Origin of the sequence: Streptomyces sp. NPDC053367 (assembly GCF_044545925.1) — a bacterium.
GTDB lineage: Bacteria > Actinomycetota > Actinomycetes > Streptomycetales > Streptomycetaceae > Streptomyces.
This window is the reverse complement of the sequence record NZ_JBITYN010000013.1, coordinates 215767-234575: the sequence shown is the minus strand read 5'-3', so window position 1 is coordinate 234575 and position 18809 is coordinate 215767. Positions and strand designations below refer to the sequence as shown.

The 18809-nt window shown below is 73.2% G+C and carries 16 protein-coding genes and 1 pseudogene; 6 read left to right on the top strand and 11 right to left on the bottom strand.

The features are described from left to right. Window positions 1-130 precede the first annotated feature (130 nt). Window positions 131-336 (top strand): annotated as a pseudogene (locus tag ACIGXJ_RS32625) (substrate-binding domain-containing protein); the annotation flags it as partial. 113 nt (window positions 337-449) lie between these two features. Further along, entirely contained in the window at window positions 450-1793 is a 1344-nt protein-coding gene (locus ACIGXJ_RS32620; protein WP_399653109.1) for an amidase, read from the top strand. A 55-nt stretch (window positions 1794-1848) separates the two neighbouring features. Here ACIGXJ_RS32620 and ACIGXJ_RS32615 read toward each other — a convergent pair whose 3' ends face one another. After that, window positions 1849-2022: a hypothetical protein gene (locus ACIGXJ_RS32615; protein ID WP_399653107.1), complete on the bottom strand. Its 174-nt coding sequence runs from the start codon at window positions 2020-2022 to the stop codon at window positions 1849-1851. Between the two features lie 458 nt (window positions 2023-2480). Here ACIGXJ_RS32615 and ACIGXJ_RS32610 point away from each other — a divergent pair, with 458 nt between their 5' ends. Together ACIGXJ_RS32610 and ACIGXJ_RS32605 are read left to right on the top strand one after the other, a co-directional pair. Then, entirely contained in the window at window positions 2481-2954 is a 474-nt protein-coding gene (locus ACIGXJ_RS32610) for a hypothetical protein (RefSeq protein WP_399653104.1), read from the top strand. Window positions 2955-3068: 114 nt separating this feature from the next. Further along, the gene (locus ACIGXJ_RS32605; protein WP_399653102.1) at window positions 3069-3242 is read left to right on the top strand and encodes a hypothetical protein; all 174 of its coding nucleotides are present in this window, start codon (window positions 3069-3071) and stop codon (window positions 3240-3242) included. A 10-nt stretch (window positions 3243-3252) separates the two neighbouring features. Here the strand turns inward: ACIGXJ_RS32605 and ACIGXJ_RS32600 are convergent, their stop codons facing one another. The 5 genes from ACIGXJ_RS32600 to ACIGXJ_RS32580 form a co-directional block, all read right to left on the bottom strand. Next, window positions 3253-4746, bottom strand: a complete 1494-nt coding sequence (locus ACIGXJ_RS32600) for an SDR family NAD(P)-dependent oxidoreductase (protein ID WP_399653099.1) — start codon at window positions 4744-4746, stop codon at window positions 3253-3255. A 171-nt stretch (window positions 4747-4917) separates the two neighbouring features. Beyond that, window positions 4918-6264 carry a wax ester/triacylglycerol synthase family O-acyltransferase gene (locus ACIGXJ_RS32595; RefSeq protein ID WP_399653097.1) on the bottom strand — a complete coding sequence of 449 codons (1347 nt, stop codon included), beginning with the start codon at window positions 6262-6264 and terminating at the stop codon, window positions 4918-4920. A gap of 123 nt (window positions 6265-6387) precedes the next feature. After that, window positions 6388-7608 carry a glucose-1-phosphate adenylyltransferase gene (gene glgC, locus ACIGXJ_RS32590; RefSeq protein ID WP_399653093.1) on the bottom strand — a complete coding sequence of 407 codons (1221 nt, stop codon included), beginning with the start codon at window positions 7606-7608 and terminating at the stop codon, window positions 6388-6390. 53 nt (window positions 7609-7661) lie between these two features. After that, window positions 7662-8813 carry a glycogen synthase gene (glgA, locus tag ACIGXJ_RS32585; protein ID WP_399653318.1) on the bottom strand — a complete coding sequence of 384 codons (1152 nt, stop codon included), beginning with the start codon at window positions 8811-8813 and terminating at the stop codon, window positions 7662-7664. 37 nt (window positions 8814-8850) lie between these two features. After that, the gene (locus ACIGXJ_RS32580) at window positions 8851-9639 is read right to left on the bottom strand and encodes a (2Fe-2S)-binding protein (protein WP_399653091.1); all 789 of its coding nucleotides are present in this window, start codon (window positions 9637-9639) and stop codon (window positions 8851-8853) included. A gap of 210 nt (window positions 9640-9849) precedes the next feature. Here ACIGXJ_RS32580 and ACIGXJ_RS32575 point away from each other — a divergent pair, with 210 nt between their 5' ends. Beyond that, window positions 9850-10980, top strand: coding sequence for a DMT family transporter (locus tag ACIGXJ_RS32575; protein ID WP_399653089.1), 1131 nt, complete (start codon window positions 9850-9852; stop codon window positions 10978-10980). Here the strand turns inward: ACIGXJ_RS32575 and ACIGXJ_RS32570 are convergent. After that, window positions 10970-12211, bottom strand: a complete 1242-nt coding sequence (locus tag ACIGXJ_RS32570) for a transglycosylase family protein (protein ID WP_399653086.1) — start codon at window positions 12209-12211, stop codon at window positions 10970-10972. The two genes, ACIGXJ_RS32575 and ACIGXJ_RS32570, sit on opposite strands and share 11 nt — an antisense overlap. A gap of 288 nt (window positions 12212-12499) precedes the next feature. Here ACIGXJ_RS32570 and gndA point away from each other — a divergent pair, with 288 nt between their 5' ends. Next, the gene (gndA, locus tag ACIGXJ_RS32565; protein ID WP_399653084.1) at window positions 12500-13939 is read left to right on the top strand and encodes an NADP-dependent phosphogluconate dehydrogenase; all 1440 of its coding nucleotides are present in this window, start codon (window positions 12500-12502) and stop codon (window positions 13937-13939) included. Window positions 13940-14054: 115 nt separating this feature from the next. Here the strand turns inward: gndA and ACIGXJ_RS32560 are convergent, their stop codons facing one another. The 4 genes from ACIGXJ_RS32560 to ACIGXJ_RS32545 all read right to left on the bottom strand — a co-directional run bounded on the left by ACIGXJ_RS32560 (window position 14055) and on the right by ACIGXJ_RS32545 (window position 18802). Then, window positions 14055-14747 (bottom strand): DinB family protein, encoded by a 693-nt coding sequence (locus tag ACIGXJ_RS32560; RefSeq protein WP_399653081.1) that lies wholly within the window; start codon window positions 14745-14747, stop codon window positions 14055-14057. A gap of 515 nt (window positions 14748-15262) precedes the next feature. Then, window positions 15263-15901, bottom strand: a complete 639-nt coding sequence (locus ACIGXJ_RS32555; RefSeq protein ID WP_399653079.1) for an aspartate/glutamate racemase family protein — start codon at window positions 15899-15901, stop codon at window positions 15263-15265. Between the two features lie 198 nt (window positions 15902-16099). After that, window positions 16100-16519, bottom strand: a complete 420-nt coding sequence (panD, locus tag ACIGXJ_RS32550) for an aspartate 1-decarboxylase (protein ID WP_399653076.1) — start codon at window positions 16517-16519, stop codon at window positions 16100-16102. Between the two features lie 600 nt (window positions 16520-17119). After that, window positions 17120-18802 (bottom strand): SulP family inorganic anion transporter, encoded by a 1683-nt coding sequence (locus ACIGXJ_RS32545; RefSeq protein WP_399653074.1) that lies wholly within the window; start codon window positions 18800-18802, stop codon window positions 17120-17122. Between the last annotated feature and the right edge of the window lie 7 nt (window positions 18803-18809).

The window sequence follows — 18809 nt, the reverse complement described above, 5'->3', positions numbered from 1 at the left end:
CCCACCGCGCGCAGTTCGAACCGCGCGGCGCGCTCGCCCTGCTCACGCCGCCGGCCGCCGAGGAAGCAGGCGTGCCGGCAGGTGCCGCCGAGGAAGCGGCGGGTGCCGTCGGGGAGGAGGCGGTGCGGGGTGCGACGTCTCGGTCGTCGCCTGGGAGGACTCCGCCCTGTGCCGCATGGTCCGCCCCCTGCCGTCCGCACTGTCCCGCGACAGCGTCCAGTTCGGCCGCACGGCGGCCACGGAACTCACCGCCCTGCTGGGCGGCGGCCCGGCCGCACGGTCCGGGAGCCGGTGCCTCGGCTGATCGGACGGAAGAGCACGGGACCGGCCCGGGGCCGCGCCTGGTCATCCGACCGGGGCGGCCTCTCGACGAACGGCCCCCGCTACCGGCAGAGTGCTCCCCGCGCAGTGTGTACTCACCAGTAGCCCCCTGTCCCCGAGGAGCCGCCGTGACCAGTTGGGTGGGCCGGACCGCAGTGGAGATCGCCGCAGCCGTGCGGGAGGAGCGGGTCACCGCGCGGGAGGTCGTGGCGGAGCATCTGGCGCGGATCGAGCGGCTGGACGGGCGGATCGGGGCGTTCCGGGTGGTGCGGGCCGAGGCGGCGCCGGTGGAGGCCGACGAGGTGGGGGCCCGCGCGGACCTCGCCGACCTGCCGCTCGCGGGGGTGCCCGTGGCGGTCAAGGACAATCTGGCGGTGCGCGGGGAGTCGACGCGCGTCGGGTCGGCGGCGACGGCCGACGCTCCCGCCGCCGAGGACCACCTCACGGTCGCCCGGCTGCGCGCGGCGGGCGCGGTCGTGGTGGGTCTGACGAACGTCCCGGAGCTGTGTGTCTTCGGCACCAGCGAGGGCGTGCACGGCACCTCCAGGAACCCGTGGGACACCTCGCGCACGGCGGGCGGGTCCTCCGGGGGCAGTGCGGCGGCCGTCGCGGCCGGGTTCGTGCCGATCGCGGTCGGCAACGACGGGATGGGGTCCCTGCGCATCCCGGCCGCCAACTGCGGCCTCGTCACGATCAAGCCGGGGCACGGCGTCGTGCCCGCCGGGATCAGCGACGGGGACTGGTTCGGGATGTCGGAGAACGGGCCGCTGGCCACGACCGTCGAGGACGCGCGGCTGATGCTGTCGGTGCTCGCGGACACCGAGGTGCCCCGCGGCGCGGAGCCCGCGCCGCGCTCCGTGGCCGTGTCCCTGCGCAGCCCCCTCGCCGGGGTCGTCGTCGCGCGGCCGTATGCGAACGCGGTGCGGGAGGCGGCGCGGCTGCTGGCCGGGGCGGGACACCGGGTGCGGCGCGCGGATCCGCCGTATCCGCTGTCGCTGAGCCTCACCGCGCTCGCGCACTGGACGGCGGGGACGTCGGTGGACGCGCGGGGGCTCGACGCGCGGCTGCTGGCCCGGCGGACCCGGGTGCACGCCGCCGTCGGGCGGCGTTTCGTCGCGGGGGTGCGCGGCGGGGAGAGGCGGGCGGCGCTGCGGCGGCGGCTGGAGCCGTTCTTCGCCGAGCACGATGTGCTGCTGATGCCGGCGCTGGCCCGCCGCTCCCCCAAGGCCGGGCCGTGGCACGAGCGGGGCTGGGTGCGCAACATCGCGGCGAACAGCGCCTACGCGCCGATGACTCCGCCGTGGAACCTCACCGGCCGGCCCGCGATGGCGGTGCCGTTCGGGACGCTGCCCTCAGGCGCGCCCTGTGCCGTGCAGCTGGTGGGGCGGCCGGGGTCGGAGGCGGAACTGCTGGAGCTGGCGGCGCAGTTGGAGAAGCTGCATCCGTGGGAGCGTACGGCTCGGATCGGCTGAGACCCCGTACGGGCGTGCACCCGGCACGCCCGTACGGTGACGACAGGGGCCGGTGTCAGTCCACGCTCGGCAGGATGTGGGGCTCGGCGAGGTCGTCCTCGTAGCCCGCGAGCCGGATGGGGGCCGACCGGGCCCAGACATCCAGGCTGCCGATCTCGCCGGGACGGCGGCCGGCTGGGGCGGTGCGTTCCTTGGGGCGCTGGTCGCGATTCGTCTTCTCCGGTGTCACCGCGCACTCCTTATGTTTCGGGTCACCCTCGGGCTGTCCGGTCAGGTGGCGCTGGGCACCTGACGCCGCTCGGGTCTGGCTGGAATCCGTCCGGACGCGGTGGCGCCGATCTTTCGGTGCGAGAGCAGACCGTTGTGAACCGGCTGTTCCCCGGGACGGACCGTGGGTGTGGGTGGGACCCGCTGTACTGTCCGTCCGAGCCAGGATAACCATCTGAGCGGGTGCCCGCTCGATCGGGCTGAAAACATCGGGTAACTATCCGAAGTCGGACAGCCCCACAGGGTGAGCAATTCCTCCCTCTTTGGTACACGAAGAGTGGTTCTGCGGCCACTCGTTCAGCTCAGGCCCTCGAACTCGTTTTCGCCTTCGGAACGACGTTCAGGTGCCGTTGGCGCGGCCGAAAGCTCGCCATGATCTGCTGCCATACCGCTACGGCTGTCTCGCGGGAGGACGGACGCATGGAGCTGCGCGGCGTCGACGAGCTGATGGACCTGCTGAGCGGGTGCCGGGGCGTGCGCACCCCGGGCGATCCGGTCGACCTGCACGAACACGCGCTGCAGACCGCGGCCCTGCTGCGCCGCGGCCGCCCCGCCGACAAGGAGCTCCAGATCGCCGGACTCGTCCACGAACTGGGCCGGGTGCTGCGCCCCGGCGACCGCCCGGCACACCCGGACCTGGCCGCGCACGCGGTCCGGCCGCTGCTCGGCGACCGCGTCTTCCGTCTCGTACGACTGCACGGCCTCGCACGACTGCACGGCGCGGGAGGGACGCCGGTGGAGGCGGCCGGTCCGCTCGCGGAGGACGCGCTGACCCTGCGCCAGGCGCACGACGCGGCGCATGTGCCGGGCCTCGACGCCGGGGTGCTGGACGACTGGCGCACCCTGCTGGAGCTGTGCGCCGCCCGGCACTCCCGGCTCGGGGCCGTCGACTGACCCGGCCCGCCGGGCGTACGGCGGGACCCGGTGCGAGCATGGGTACTGCCGGACCCGGCGCCCCGAAGCCCTCGGGGCGCACCGGGCGGGCTGCCTCGTTCGAAGGAGGCGGAGATGAGCCAGACCGAGCTGCCCCCGCGCCGCCCGCGCACCCTCGCCGAGCACAAGGACCTGGCGAAGACCGTCCTCTTCTACGCGCTCGCGGTGGCCGCCGTCCTGTTCGGCATCGCCGCGCTGATCTTCGGTCTGGCCTGGTCGGACCTCGCCGACAACGCGCGGCCGTTCTGAGCCGGGCGCCTCACCACTTGCCGGGCGCGTAGTCCTTCATGAAGACGCCGTACAGGTCCTCGCCCGCCTCGCCGCGCACGATCGGGTCGTAGACCCGGGCCGCGCCGTCGACCAGGTCGAGGGGCGCGTGGAAGCCCTCCTCGGCCAGGCGCAGCTTGTCGAAGTGCGGGCGCTCGTCGGTGATCCAGCCGGTGTCGACCGAGGTCATCAGGATGCCGTCGGACTGGAACATCTCCTGGGCGCTGGTCCGCGTCACCATGTTCATCGCGGCCTTGGCGGCGTTGGTGTTCGGGTGCCCCGCACCCTTGTAGCCGCGGCTGAAGACACCCTCCATCGCCGAGACGTTGACGACGTACGCGCGCTTGCTCTCCGCCTTGCGCGCGGCCTCGGCCATCGCCGGGCGCAGCTTGCTGATCAGGATGAACGGCGCCGTGTAGTTGCACAGCTGGGTCTCCAGGAGCTCGACCGGGGAGATCTGCTCGATGGTCTGCACCCAGGTGTTGCTCTCGACGACGTCCGGCAGCAGTCCGCCCGCGTCGATGGCGGTGCCGTCGAGGTGGCGCTCGATGCTCGCGTTGCCCGCGACCAGCGCCAGGTCGGCCACCTTCTGCGCCTCCAGGCCCGAGACACCGACGGGCAGCGCGGCGAGGCCGTCGACCGCTCCGGAGTTGAAGGCGCCGATGACGTGGTGCGGAGGCAGCTCACCGGCAGGCAGGGGGGCGGACTCGCCCTCGACGAGCGCGGCGTAGGCGGACGGCAGACGGCGTACCGTCTGGGTCGCGTTGTTGATCAGGATGTCGAGCGGGCCCTGCTCGGCGACCTGGTCGGCGAGCGCCACGGCCTGGGCGGGGTCGCGCAGGTCGATGCCGACGACCTCCAGGCGGTGGATCCAGTCCGCGGAGTCGTCCATGGCCTTGAAGCGGCGGATGGCGTCCTTGGGGAACCGCGTGGTGATGGTGGTGTGGGCGCCGTCGCGCAGCAGCCGCAGCGCGATGTACATGCCGATCTTGGCGCGGCCGCCGGTGAGCAGGGCGCGCTTGCCCGTGAGGTCGGCGCGGGCGTCGCGCTTGCCGCGGTTCAGCCGGGCGCAGTCCGGACAGAGCTGGTGGTAGAAGTAGTCGACTTCCACGTAGCGGGTCTTGCAGGTGTAGCAGGAACGCGGGCGCTGGAGTATGCCCGCGATCTGCCCCTCCTCGATGCGCGACGACGGCAGGATGCCCTCGGTCTCGTCGTCGATGCGCTGGGCGGAGCCGGTCGCGGTGGCCTCGGTGACCGCCTTGTCGTGGGCGGTCTTGGCGGCGCGCCGCTCCTGCTTGCGGCGCTGCTTGACCGTGCGGTAGATGTGCGACGTGGCCCGGCGCACCTTGATCGCGTCGGGGTGGTCGACGTCGAGCTTGTCGAGCTCCTCCAGCACGCTGAGGCAGACGGCGAGCCGTTCGGGGTCGATGCCGGGGCCGTACACGACCTCGTCCGTGGTCGTCGCGCCGTCCTCTGTCACCGTCATGGCCGCGTTTCCTGTTTCCCTCGTCGCTGTGTGCGCTCGTCGTTCGAACGGGGGATTCTACGGAGCGGAGGGCCGTGCTGACAAAAACGGTTCGCGTCGTGGGGGCTGGTCATACCGCCCGGCTGCGGCCGTCGTCGGCCGGTCGCGCAGTTCCCGGCGCCCCTGGGGACGTCATCCCCAGGGGCAGGCAGTGAGCAAGGTCTCCACTTCTTCCGACAGCGCCTCGGCCAGGCGGTCCAGGTCCGGGATCGCCTCTGCGTCCGCCACCAGGCCGTAGTGGACCTTTCCCCGGTACGTCGAGACGGCGACGGCCAGCGACTGGCCGGGGGCCAGCGGCGCGTACGGGTGCACGGCGGTCAGCTCGTGGCCGCCGAGCCGCAGGGGGACGCCGGGCAGGGGGACGCTGGTGACCAGGAGATCGAACCAGAGGCGGGCGGCCTGGGCGGCGATGGGGCCGGCGAGGCGGTGGCCGAGGGCGGGGACGTGGTCGGCGAGCAGGGCGACCGCGCCGGCGCCCCGGTCGGAGCCCGCCTCCTTGTTGCGGTCCATCGCCGTACGGACGGTGTCGAGGCGGCTGAGCGGGTCGGGGTCGCCGACGGGGAGCCGTATCAGATAACCGGACAGGCGGTTGCCCTGCGGGAGGGCGGTGCGCGGGCGGCGCCTGGAGACGGGGATCAGGGCGCGCGGGGCGACTCCGTCGGCGCTGTCGCCGCGTCCGTCGAGCCAGCGGCGCAGGGCGCCGGCGACGACCGCGATGAGGACGTCGTTGACGGTGCCGCCGGCGCTCTTGCGGATGCGGTGCACGTCGTCGAGGTCGACGACCGCTCCGGCGGTACGGCGGGTGCCGGACGGCTCGGCGGTCAGCGCGGGCGAGGAGCGCACGGCCAGGCCGGACACCGCGAGGGACGCGCCGATGTCGAGGGCGCGGCCCGCGTCGGACAGCGCGCCGCGCAGCAGGCCGGGAAGCCGGCGCACATCGGGGAGGAGACCGCCGCCCGGGGGCTCCTCGGCGCGGCGGGGCCGCGGGGCGGGTGCGTCCAGCGGGTCCAGGACGGCGGCGGCGAGGGTGAGCGCGCGCAGTCCGTCGGCCAGGGCGTGGTGGAACTTGAACAGCACCGCGAAGGACACGCCGTCCTCCCCCGGCAGGACGTGCGCCTCCCACGGCGGGCGCTCGCGGTCCAGCGGGTACTGCATGAGCCGCCCGGCGGCGGCCTGGAAGTCGCCGGCCGGGGCGTGCAGGACGACGTGGTCGAGCGGGTCGAAGCCGGGGTACGGCTCGCGGGCCGCGCCGCCGAAGGCGGACGGGCGCAGCAGCAGATGCGGCGCCCAGGTGTCGCGGATCCGCATCCGCAGTCCGGCCACCGCGGCGGCCCGCGCCGCGAGGAGGTCGGCGGCGTGGGCGCCGGCGGTGGGCGAGTGGGCCGCGAAGACGCCGAGCGCGCCCAGGTGCATGGGGTGCTCGGGGGAGTCGATGTTCCAGAACGCCAGGTCGAGGGGTGCGAGCGGATCTGAAGTCAATGGCTTGCCTCGCGTCGGGCGACGGGTGGGTCAGCAGTGAAACCCGAGCGGATGATCACGGTCAAGTATCACCGTGCTACACACAGTCAACACCCGGTGAAGTCAGGTCCGCCGCCGCGCCGCTCACGTCACCCGCTGCCCCTTGCCCAGCGCGATCACGCCGTTCTTGGAGACGCTGTACAGCTCGGCGTCCCGCTCGGGGTTCACTCCGATGGTCGCGCCCGGCGGGACCTGGACGTTCTTGTCCAGGATGGCGCCGCGCACGACCGCGCCCCGGCCGATGTGCACGTTGTCGTGCAGGATCGAGCCCTGCACCACCGCGCCCGGGTCGACCACGACACCGGGCGACAGCACCGAGCGGGTGACCTGGCCGCGGATCAGGCAGCCCGCGCTGATGATCGACTCGCCGGCTATGCCGCCCGCGTTGAACCGGGCCGGCGAGAGCTGGTTGGAGTGGGTGTAGATGGGCCACTGGCGGTTGTACAGGTTGAACGCCGGGCGCTCGGCGATCAGGTCCATATGGGCGTCGTAGTACGCGTCGAGCGTGCCCACGTCCCGCCAGTAGCCCTGGTCGCTCCTGGTCTCACCGGGGACGTGGTTGTCGCTGAAGTCGTACAGCTGGGCCTCGCCGCGGTGGGTGAGCTGGGGCAGGATCGAGCCGCCCATGTCGTGCACGGACGTCTGGTCCTCGGCGTCGCGCTGGAGCGCCTCGATCAGCACCTTGGTGGTGAAGATGTAGTTGCCCATGGAGGCGAACACGCAGTCCGGGGCGTCGGGCAGTCCCGGCGGGTCCGCGGGCTTCTCCAGGAACCGCTCGACGGTACGGCCGTCCGGGCCCGGCGAGATCACCCCGAACGACGACGCCTCCGCGCGCGGCACCCGTATCCCGGCCACCGTCACCCCGGCACCGGCCTCGATGTGCCGGGCCAGCATCTGCCGCGGGTCCATGCGGTAGACGTGGTCGGCGCCGAACACCGCCACATACTCGGGCTGTTCGTCGTGGACCAGGTTCAGCGACTGCAGGATCGCGTCGGCGCTGCCCAGGTACCAGCGCGGGCCGAGCCGCTGCTGGGCCGGCACGGGGGTGACGTAGTTGCCGAGCAGGCTCGACATCCGCCAGGTCGTGGTGATGTGCCGGTCCAGCGAGTGCGACTTGTACTGCGTGAGCACGCAGATGCGCAGGATGTCGGCGTTGACGAGGTTGGACAGGACGAAGTCCACGAGGCGGTAGGTGCCGCCGAAGGTGACCGCCGGTTTGGCGCGGTCCGCGGTCAGCGGCATCAGGCGCTTGCCCTCGCCCCCCGCCAGCACGATCCCCAGAACAGACGGTCCCCCACGACGCATCGCCGCTCCCCTCACCGTGGTCTGCCCATGTCCCTGCCCCCGAGCGGTGACCGCTAAGCCTGTTCGAGGATCTTCGTGTACAGGCCGGCCGTGCGCCGGGCGACGGCGTCCCAGCCGAACTCCTCCACCGCGCGCGCCCGTCCGGCCTCGCCCATGCGCCGGGCGCCCTCCGGATCTGCGACGACGGCGTCCAGCGCGCGGGTGAGGCCCGCCTCGAAGTCGTCGTCCACGGGCACCAGCAGACCGGTCTCGCCGTCGGCGACGACCTCAGGTATTCCGCCGACCCGCGACGCCACGACCGGGGTGCCGCACGCCATGGCCTCCAGGTTGACGATCCCGAGCGGCTCGTACACCGAAGGGCACGCGAACACGGCCGCGTGGGTGAGGAGTTGGATCACCTCGGGGCGCGGCAGCATGGTCGGGATCCAGAAGACGCCGTCCCGGACCCGGCTCAGCTCCTCGTGCAGTTCCCGGAACTCGCGGTCGATCTCTGGGGTGTCGGGCGCGCCCGCGCACAGCACGACCTGCGTGGCCGGGTCGATGTCCCGCACGGCGCGCAGCAGATGGGGTACGCCCTTCTGCCGGGTGATCCGGCCGACGAACAGCACGTACGGGCGCGAGGGGTCGAGCCCGACCCGCTCCAGCGCGTCGGTGCCGGGGTCCGGGCGGTAGAGGGCGGTGTCGATGCCGTTGTGCACCACGTGCACCTTGTCCGGGTCGAGCGCCGGGTAGCAGTCGAGGATGTCCTGGCGCATGGCCCCGGACACGGCGATCACGGCGTCCGCCGACTCGGCCGCGGTGCGCTCCGCCCAGCTCGACAGGGCGTATCCGCCGCCGAGTTGCTCGGCCTTCCAGGGGCGCAGCGGTTCCAGCGAGTGGGCGGTCATCACATGCGGGATGCCGTGGAGCATCTTGGCGAGGTGGCCGGCGAGATTGGCGTACCAGGTGTGCGAGTGGACGAGTTCGCGGCCCTCCAGGGCGGCCGCCATGGCGAGGTCCACGGAGAAGGTCCGCAGGGCGTCGTTGGCGCCGTCGAGCGCGGACCACGAGCCGTGCCGCGTCACCCCTTCGCCTCGGCCCTCGCCCCAGCAGTGCACGTCGAGGTCGACCAGGGACCTCAACTCCCGGGCCAGAAACTCGACGTGGACGCCGGCCCCGCCGTACACGTCCGGCGGATACTCCCGTGTCAGCAGTCCCACACGCACCATGACCCCCAGTCGTTTCGCTTACGGATCTTCATGGTCACCCAGATGCGGCGCCCGGGGAAGACCGCAACGGCCTGGGCGGACGCGGTGGGGCGGTGAAACAGCAGTCGCCGCACACGCCGCCGCCGGGCAGCCGGTAGTAGAGGCAGCAGCTGCGCCTGCGGAAGGCCGTGCCGGTGAGGGTGCCGGTGCCGGCCAGCAGGGGGTGGCCGAGGAGTTCGGCGGCCAGGGCGCGGGCCCGCTCGCCGGCGGCGGGGCTGCCGTGCGCGCGTGCCCAGCGGTCCAGCTCGCGGGCGGCACCGGCCAGCGCGGAGGCCGCGTTGCCCCGCAGCAGCCCCGGCGCGAGCCGGTGCGCGGCGCGCAGGGCGGCGGCGAGCGGCTCCAGGTGCCCGAGGAGGACGGCGTCCGCGAGCCCGGCCGCGTCGGCGGGCCGCCCGGGCCGCACCTCGGCCGGCCACAGGTCGTCGGGGGCGCCGGCGTCGGGGTCCCAGTGCAGCAGGCGCGGGTCGAGATCGGGCAGGCGGCCGTAACGGACGGCGCAGCCCAGGGAGATCGACCACAGCCGCGCCGCGAGCCCCAGGTGGGCGACGGAGGCGGCGACGCGCGGCTCGGGTGCGCGCAGGGCGGCGGCGACCTTGCCGACCCGGAAAGTCAGTGGATTCACACAAACGTCGGATGTGACGATTCCATAGGCGTCCGCGAGTGTCGGCAGACGTCGCGGTGCCTCTCCTGCCGACCCTAGGAGGGTGCGCACTGCGAAGAAGGCGCCGAGCGGTCGCAGGGCGGCGAGATCGGGGTCGAGGTCCACGAACAGCAGTAGTACCAAGTCACCTGCGCGGAGGAACTTCAGGGTGTCCGGCCGCTGTCACCCGCCTTGGGGAGGACGGCGTCACCTGCGTACTCCATCGGTAGTACGAGGCATTGAGTGCTCAGGGACGACGACGGGAACAGCGGAAGAGGGCATCGTGTTGTGCATGGAAGCCGATAGTTCGCCGCGTGGGGTCCCACAGCCCCGCCTCACGCAGAGGAGCTGCCGATGAGCGCCCTCGCGTTGTCCGTGCTGCTGTCCTTCGTGTCCGCCGTGGCGTACGCGGGCGGGGCGATCGTGCAGGAGCGCGTGGCGGAGACCTCCCCCGGCGAGCAGTACGCACCGCTGCGCCGGCCGGGCTGGTGGGGCGCGGTCGGTCTCAACGGCCTCGGCGGACTGCTGCATGTGGTGGCGCTGGCCTTCGGTCCGCTCAGCCTGGTGCAGCCGCTGGGTGCGCTGACCATCGTGTTCGCGCTGCCCATGGCGGCGCTGTTCGTGGGCCGCAGGGCGGGTGCCACCGCCTGGCGCGGAGCGATCATGGCGACGGTGGGCCTCGCGGGTCTGCTGTCCCTGGTCGGTGCCTCCGGCGCGCATTCGCTGGACGGTCCGGACCGGATCGCCGTCTTCGTCGTCACCGGCGGTGTGGTCGCCGCGCTGACGGTGGCCGGGCGGGCCGCGCACCGGCATCCGGCGGTCCGGGCGATGGTCCTGGCCACGGCTTCCGGTATCGCCTTCGGCATCTCGTCGGTGTTCACCAAGACGGTCGCGGTCGACTGGACCGGCGGCATCGGGGCGGCGGACGTGCCCTCGCTGGCCGCCATCGGTGTGCTGGCCACGGCCGGTCTGCTGCTGTCCCAGGCCTCCTACCGGGGCGCCGGGCTCGCGGCCCCGCTGGCCACCCTGACCGTGGTCAACCCGGTGGTCGCGGCCGCGGTGGGCATCACGATGTTCGGCGAGACGTTCCGCTACGGCACGGCCGGTACGGTCCTCGCCCTCGGCTGCGGTGTGGTGGCGGCCGGCGGTCTGATCCTGCTCACCACCGAGCGCATCGCGCGCACGGAGGGTGTGGCCGCCGAGCAGCCGTCCGGGGCACCCGCACCGGCCTTGGCGGCGCCACGGGTCCCGGTCCCGGCCGAGGGAAGCGTCCCCGCGCCGGCGGAGGACCCGTTCGGGCGGGCACCGCTCACCACGGGCGCGTTCACCGACCGGTCGGCGGGAGCCTTCGGCGACCTGCCGGGGCGAGCCTTCGACGACCTGCCGGCCGGGCAGGAGGGGCCTTACGCCCTCCTCCCCGCCTACGCCATGCCGTACGTCCCGCTGCCGGTGCTCGACCGGCACCGTATGCGTGTCAAATCCTGACGCCGCCCGCTCGCAGGTAGGCGACCGGGTCGACGTCGGAGCCGAAGCCGGGCCCGGTCCGCACCTCGAAGTGCAGATGCGGGCCCGTGCTGTTGCCCGTGGAGCCGGAGCGGCCGATGCGCTGCCCCACGCCGACCGTCTGGCCGGCCCGCACGCCGATCGCCGACAGATGGGCGTACTGCGAGTAGCGGCCGTCGTCGTGCCGCAGCACCACCTCATAGCCGTACGACCCGCCCCACCCGGCGCTGACGACCTGCCCCGCGGCGACCGCCCTCACGGACGTGCCGGTGGGCACGGGGAAGTCGACGCCGGTGTGGTAGCCCTTCGACCAGGACGAACCCGCCTTGTGGTACGGCGTGCCGGTGGCGGCGTCGACCGGGGCCACGCGGGACGTTCCGCGCTCGGCCGACCGTGACGTCTTGTGCGACTCGGACGCGGGCTTGGGCTGCTTCTTCTCCGGCTTGGGCTGCTTCGGCCCGGAGTGTTCGGGCCCGGGCTGCTTCTTCTGCGGCGCCTTGTGCTCGGCGCGGTCGCGCTGGGGGGCCTTGTGCTCGGCGCGGTCGCGCTGGGGGGCCGTGGGCCCGGTGGGTCTCGCGACCTGCTTGCCGTCCAGGCTCAGCCGCTGCCCCGGGATGATCAGGTCCGGGTCGGAGCCGATGGTCGTACGGTTGGCGGCGTACAGCCCCTGCCAGCCGCCGCGGACCTCCTCGCGGTCGGCGATCCCGGACAGCGTGTCGCCGCGGACGACGGTGTACATCTCGGCCCGGCCCGCCCGGGACTGGGGCGTGCTCTGCGGCTGCACATCACGTACGGAGGTCTTCGCCTGCAGGGGGTGCACGCCGGGGCTCTCGCCGCCCCGGGTCAGCCCCGCGCGCTCGGAGCACACCGGCCAGGCGCCCGGTCCCTGTGCGTCGAGGACCTTCTCGGCGACCGCGATCTGCTGCTCCTTGGACGCCAGGTCGGCGCGGGGCGCGTACGCGGTGCCGCCGTAGGCCTCCCAGGTGGACTGCGTGAACTGCAGGCCGCCGAAGTAGCCGTTGCCGGTGTTGATGTTCCAGTCGTTGGTGGCCTCGCACGCGGCGACCTTCTCCCAGGTCTCCACGTCGGCCGCCTGGGCGGCACCGGCGCCGACCAGCGGGAGGGCCATTCCGGCGCCGCCGGCGGTGACGGTGAGCGAGGCCCGGTTGATCCTGTTCGGCTGATACCGGCGGTGCCGGCCGCGTACGGCCATGGAGTGCTCCCTCGACAAGCGTCAGGAGGGCCAAAAGTAAGCGCGCCGAACAGGCCATGACAAGACGGCAATCGGTCGTGCGGTCACTCCAAGTGGCCGGGATCCTCCCCTTGTTGGCGGGCTGCGGGAGCCGCCGCTGAGGCACGGGCCGTGTCGAGTGCGTACTGAGCCGCGACAGACGTCATGAACTGTCGGCGCATCGGCGTATCGGCGCGGGGGGACCGCCCCCGGCGGCGATACTGGCGGTCACGCCCGGCAAGCAGCACCGAACTCATAGGAGCAGGCGGTATGAGCACTTCAGCCCAGATCGGCGTCACGGGGCTCGCGGTCATGGGCCGCAACCTCGCCCGCAACTTCGCGCGCAACGGCTACACGGTCGCCGTGCACAACCGGACGGCCGCCCGGACGCACGCGCTGGTCGAGGAGTTCGGCGACGAGGGCGAGTTCGTCGCGGCCGAGACCGCCAAGGAGTTCGTCGCGGCCCTGGAGCGGCCCCGCCGCCTGGTCGTCATGGTGAAGGCCGGTGACCCCACCGACGCGGTGATCCAGGAGTTCGCGCCGCTGCTGGAACCCGGCGACATGATCATCGACGGCGGCAACGCGCACTTCGCCGACACCCGGCGCCGGGAGCGGGAGTTGCGCGAGCGGGGCATCCACTTCGTCGGCACCGGCATCTCCGGCGGTGAGGAGGGCGCGCTGCACGGGCCGAGCATCATGCCCGGCGGGTCCGTGGAGTCGTACGACTCGCTCGGTCCGCTGCTGGAGAAGATCTCCGCGAAGGCCGCCGACGGGGCGCCGTGCGTGACGCACGTCGGCCCGGACGGCGCCGGGCACTTCGTGAAGATGGTCCACAACGGCATCGAATACGCCGACATGCAGCTGATCGGCGAGGCCTACCAGCTGCTGCGCGATGTCGCCGGGTACGAGCCGGCCCAGATCGCGGAGATCTTCCGGACCTGGAACACCGGCCGGCTGGACTCCTATCTGATCGAGATCACCGCCGAGGTGCTGTCGCACGTGGACGCGGCGACGGGCGGGCCGTTCGTGGACGTGGTGATGGACCGGGCCGAGCAGAAGGGCACGGGCCGCTGGACCGTGCAGATCGCGCTCGACCTGGGCGTGCCGGTGTCCGGCATCGCCGAGGCGGTCTTCGCGCGCTCGCTGTCCGGGCACGCCGCGCTTCGGGAGGCCTCGCGCGGGCTGGCCGGTCCCACGGCGTCGCCGCTGAGCGGGGCGGCGGCGGATGCCTTCGCGGACCGGGTCGAGCAGGCGCTGTACGCGTCGAAGATCGTGTCGTACACGCAGGGCTTCCACGAGATCGCCGCGGGCAGCGACGAGTACGGCTGGGACATCGACCTCGGCAGGGTCGCGTCCATCTGGCGCGGCGGCTGCATCATCCGGGCGGCGTTCCTGGACCGCATCCGGGAGGCGTACGACACCCGGCCGGACCTGCCCAGCCTGCTGTCCGACGAGACCTTCGCCCGGGAGATCGGCGCGGCGCAGGACGACTGGCGCGAGGTGATCGTCGCCGCGACCCGGCAGGGCGTGCCCACGCCCGGCTTCTCGGCGGCACTGGCGTACTACGACGGGCTGCGCGCGACGCGGCTGCCCGCGGCGCTGACGCAGGGGCAGCGGGACTTCTTCGGGGCGCACACCTACCGCAGGGTGGACCGCGAGGGGTCGTTCCACACGCTGTGGGGCGGGGACCGGTCGGAGGTCTCGGCGTAGGGGCTCCCGTCCGGATCACGGGGCGGGCCGGCGGACGGCCGGCCGGCCCCGCACCACCCGGCAGCGAGCGGCACACCGCGCTCACGACGCCCGCCGGCCGAGGACCGGCGGTCGGTCAGGCGCGGGTCCGCCACAGGTCGCGGAGCAGGGCGATCTCGGCCATGTGGTGGATGAACTCGATGTTCCCGGCCACGAGGACGCTGATGAAGGGGTGGTCGGCGTCGTTGCTGTACGGGTGCTGGGACAGACCGACGGTGTCGAGCTGCTCCTCGGTGAGGGAACCGACGCTCTCGCGATAGCGGTCGATCAGCGCCCAGAACCGTTCGAGGGCGAGCGCGGCGGAGGGGGTGAAGTCGACCAGGAGCTTCGGGTCCCGGCGGCGCTCGCCGAAGGTCCACTCGTAGCCGCCCGCGAAGTGGAAGTGCAGGTGGTTCAGCCGCCACGCGATGGTGGTCATGGGCGGCGCGTCGGGCTCGGGCTCGCCGGTGTGGGCGAGGACCTCCCGGACCCGTTCGACGCTCACGCTCCAGTCCTCGGCGATCTTCTCGACACTCATGCCGTCCGCGGCCTGCCGGGCGACCTCCGCGTACTCGTTCGCCGGGATGTCGGGGGCGCCCTGGTCCAGCACCCACTCGCCGGGCCCGAACGCCCTGGGCGTCACCGCCTCGCCCCGCCGCCGGACCGACCAGCTGCCGGGCGCCGGCTCCCACAGGTACTCCTCGTCGCTCAGCCCCGTCAGCCGTACCTGCGCCATTTCCCTGGCGTGGTCGAACTGCTCCAGCACCAGGCCCAGACGGTCCGTCCGCATGCCGTCCCCTTCTCGTACGGCCGCGCTCACGGCCCCCACGGAAACTAGCGGTTGCCCGTACGGGGGCGCGAACGAATTCCCCGCGGACGCGAGGGCGAGGTGCGGTGCTCAGGACAGGGGCGGTCCCGGCTCGGGGTTCGGCACCGGCTCCGGGCCCGGCGGGATCGGCGACGGGTCGGGACCGGGGACCGGCCCGGGCGCGGGAGGAGTCGGTTCGGGACCGGGACCGGGGGGCTGCGGCGGTGTCGGCTGAGGTCCGGGTCCCGGAGGCTGGGGCACCGGCTGGGGGCCCGGCGGCGGGGGCGGGGGCTGCGCGGGGTCCGGGTAGGGCTCGGGACCCGGCGTGGGACCCGGCGGTACGGGGTCGGGATACGGCTCGGTCATGCTGTCCTCCGGCTCATCGCGGCCACGGCCTCTGGACTACTGCCCCGGTTACCCGCCTCGGGACCGGCCAGTCACCCGCCCGAGCCAACGGGCGCCGCCGAGTGGGCGACGCGGCAGCCCTCCGCGCCACGTCACGCCCGGGTCGCCGCCTCCGCCGCCGCGGCGAGCCCCAGACGTGGGCTGGAGAGCACCGGCACGCGCGTGGTGGCCAGGGCCTGGGCCGGGGCCATGGACGCCTGGGCGAGGACGATCGCGTCGGCGTCGGTGACGGTGTCGGCGGCGTCCGCGATCAGGCGGAGGTAGGAGCCGGTGTCGCCCGACTCGAAGCGGGGCCAGGCGTCGTCCACCAGCACGAGACGGACCTCCGCCGGGCGGCCGCTGCGGTGGGACTCGTCCTCGATCAGGGCGGCCGTGGGGGTGAGGGTGCTCCGCAGGGCGGCGAGGACGACGATGCGCGGGCCGGCCGCGACCGCCGCCGCGGCCATGGGCCGGTCCACGCGCAGGACGGGCACCCCGGCGGAGGCCGCGGTCGCCTCGGCGATGCCGCCGAGCGTGGAACAGGTGCACAGGACGGCACGGGCGCCGTCGGCGACGGCCTCCCCGACGAGCGCGCGGACGTCGGCGGCGACCGCGTCGGGACCGTCGCCGCGGGCCCGGGTCAGCAGGTCCTCGGCGACGAGGTGGCGCAGGGCGAGGCCCGGGTGGGTCTCGTCGCGCAGGGCGTCGAAGACGGGGACGTGGACGGGCGAGGTGTGCAGCAGGGCGAGCATCACGGCCCCTTCAGAGGCGGTCGGGGTGAGCGGCGAGCCGGTCCCGCGCAGCACGCGGCAGCCCGGGGTCGGGGGCCGGGGCCTCCGCCCGGGGTCGGGCCCCCGGGCGTCCCGCCGCCCGGTCGTCGCGGATCTCGATGTCGCTGATGGGCACTCCCCGTCGCACGGGCGGCCGAGGCGGCGGGGGGGGACAGCGGGTCAGACGACGACGGCCTGCGGGCTGCGCTGCTGGTCGGAGCCCGGCACCGGTTCCCCCGCGTCCGTGCCGAGGGCCACGATCCGGTTGTCGCCGTCCACGTGCACGACCCGCGGCTTCAGCTCCCGCGCCTCGGCGTCGGTGACCTGAGCGTAACTGATGATGATCACCAGGTCTCCGGGGTGCACCAGATGCGCGGCGGCCCCGTTGATCCCGATCACCCCGGACCCACGCTCCCCCTCGATGACGTACGTCTCCAGGCGGGCGCCGTTGGTGATGTCGACGATGTGCACCAGCTCACCGGGCAGCAGGTCCGCCGCGTCGAGCAGGTCCGCGTCGATGGTCACCGATCCCACGTAGTGCAGGTCGGCCTGGGTGACGGTGGCGCGGTGGATCTTGGACTTGAACATGGTGCGCAGCATGTTGAACTCCTGGAAGACGGCTCCCTGCCTGCTTTGTGCAGGTCAAGGGCGTCCTCGACTCTACACCGGGACGCACCGAACGATGTTTGTGAGGAACATCGCTTCTCGTTGGGGATAGGGCTCCTGCCTGGGCTTGCGCGCCGACCGGGCTGGCTTCGTCCGGTCCCCGGAACGCTGGGCGGTCGAGCAGACCTACGACTGACTGATGCTCCACCGGCGTCTGTGGAGCACCGTGGAGCACTGTGGAGCACACAGCACCGCTCGTCGGGAAAAACGGCGAGGCCAAGTTTCCGGCAGCTGCGTCCCGGTAGTTCATGTGAGGTTCGGCGCATCCGAAGCAGGCCCGGCCCGAGGCGTGTCACCCGCGTTCTGCGACACCTCCACGCCGACGGGGACGCGGCTGGCGACACCGACTGCGTGGTGCGGTTCGGTTCGCCGTGCTCCTCACTCATGTGGCGGGGCGTCACTTTTGAGAGGGGCAGAGCCACCGGGCTCCGGCAAGGGTGCGCCGACCTGCCCCGGGCGGCCGCCCCCGTGCCACCGGGCTCGCACTCCCCCGGACCGCCGACGGTTCGACGGGCGCCGTGTCGAAGGGTGCGGTCATGTGCCGGTACTGGCCGCGTCGACCGCCGCCCGCACCGTGGGATACACGCGTCTCAGCTCCGTCCCGCCTTCGGAGGTCCGCAGGACGTCCCTCACCTGGCCCACGTCGCGGGCGAGCAGGAGCCGGCCTCCGAGGGCCGCGAGTTCCTCGGCCAGGCCGTCGAGCATGCGCACGGCGCTGACGTCGACGAAGGGAACCGTCTCGGCGTCGATCACGACCGCCGTCACCCCTTCACGGGCGGCGGCCCTCAGGACCTGGGACCGGATCCGCTCGGCGTTGGCGAAATAGATGCCGCCCTCGACGCGCAGCACGGTCACTCCGGGGATCCGGCGGCTCTCGCTGTGCCTGTCGAGTGAGGCGAAGCGTCCGTTCCCGGGCAGTTGCCCCAGTTCGCTGATCACCGGGCGCGAGGAGCGGTACAGGAGGAGAAGCAGGGAGACGCCGATGCCGATGAAGAGGCCGGGCAGCGTGTCGAAGACCATCACGCCGAGCATCGCCGCGACCGCGGCCGTGAAGTCCGGCCGCGCGGCGACGCCGTAGTCCTGGCCGAGCCTGCGAGTGAAGACGCGGTAGAGGGAGACCAGCGAGTGGATGTCGACCAGCTCCACCACCGCCGCGATCACCACCCCGGCGAGCACCGCCTCGGGGAGCTGTTCGAAGAGACCGGTGAGGAAGAGGAGCGTGATCACGGTCAGGGCGGCCACGAGGATCCCGGAGAGCTGGGTGCGCGCGCCCGCCGACCAGTTGACGGCGGTCTTCGAGAGGCTGCCGTTGACGACCATGCCGCTGGACAGGCCGGCGCCCAGGCCGGCGGCGCCGAGCCCGATCAGCTCGCGGTTGGCGTCGATCTCGTAGTGGTCGCGGGCGGCGTAGTTCTTCGCCGCGCCGAGTCCCTCGGCGAAGGCGACGAGCGTCACGCCGACGCTTCCGGCGGCGAGACCGCCCAGGTCGTCGACCGAGACATCGGGGAAGCCGAACGAGGGCAGACCGCTCTCGATGCTGCCGACGACATCGACACCGTGGGCCTCCAGGTCGAAGGCCGCGGCCAGGAGGATTCCCAGCGCCACCGCGATCAGCGAGCCGGGTGCCCGGGGGGCGACCCGCTTGAGAACGAGGATCAGGGCGAGGCTGCCGGCGCCGACCAGGACGGTGAACCCGCTGGTGCCGCCGAGGTCTGTGATCAGGGCCCAGATCTTCTCGAAGAAGTTCCCGGACCCGCCCTCGACACCGAACAGCTTCGGCAGCTGGCCCGCGATGATCGTCAGCGCCAGGCCGACGATGAAGCCCTTCAGCACGGGCTCGGAGATGAAACTGGCGACGAAGCCGAGGCGCAGGAGACCGGCGAGGAGCGCCGCGATGCCCACCGTGACGGCCAGTGCCGCCGTCATCGCGGCGAAGTCCGCACTCGAACCACCCGCGGTGTCGCCGACGATCGCCGCCGAGAGTGCCGCCGTCGCCGCCATGGGCCCGGTGACCAGGTGTCTGGAGCTGCCGAAGGCGGCGTAGAGGATCAGGGCCGCCGGCGCGGCGTAGAGGCCGACGACGGGCGAGACGCCGGCGATCGTCGCGTAGGCGAGTGCCTCGGGCACCAGCACCGCCCACACGGTCATCCCGGCCAGCGCGTCCCGGCCCAGCCACTGGCGCCGGTAGCCCCGCAGTGAGGGGAACAACCAGTGCATGTCCGCC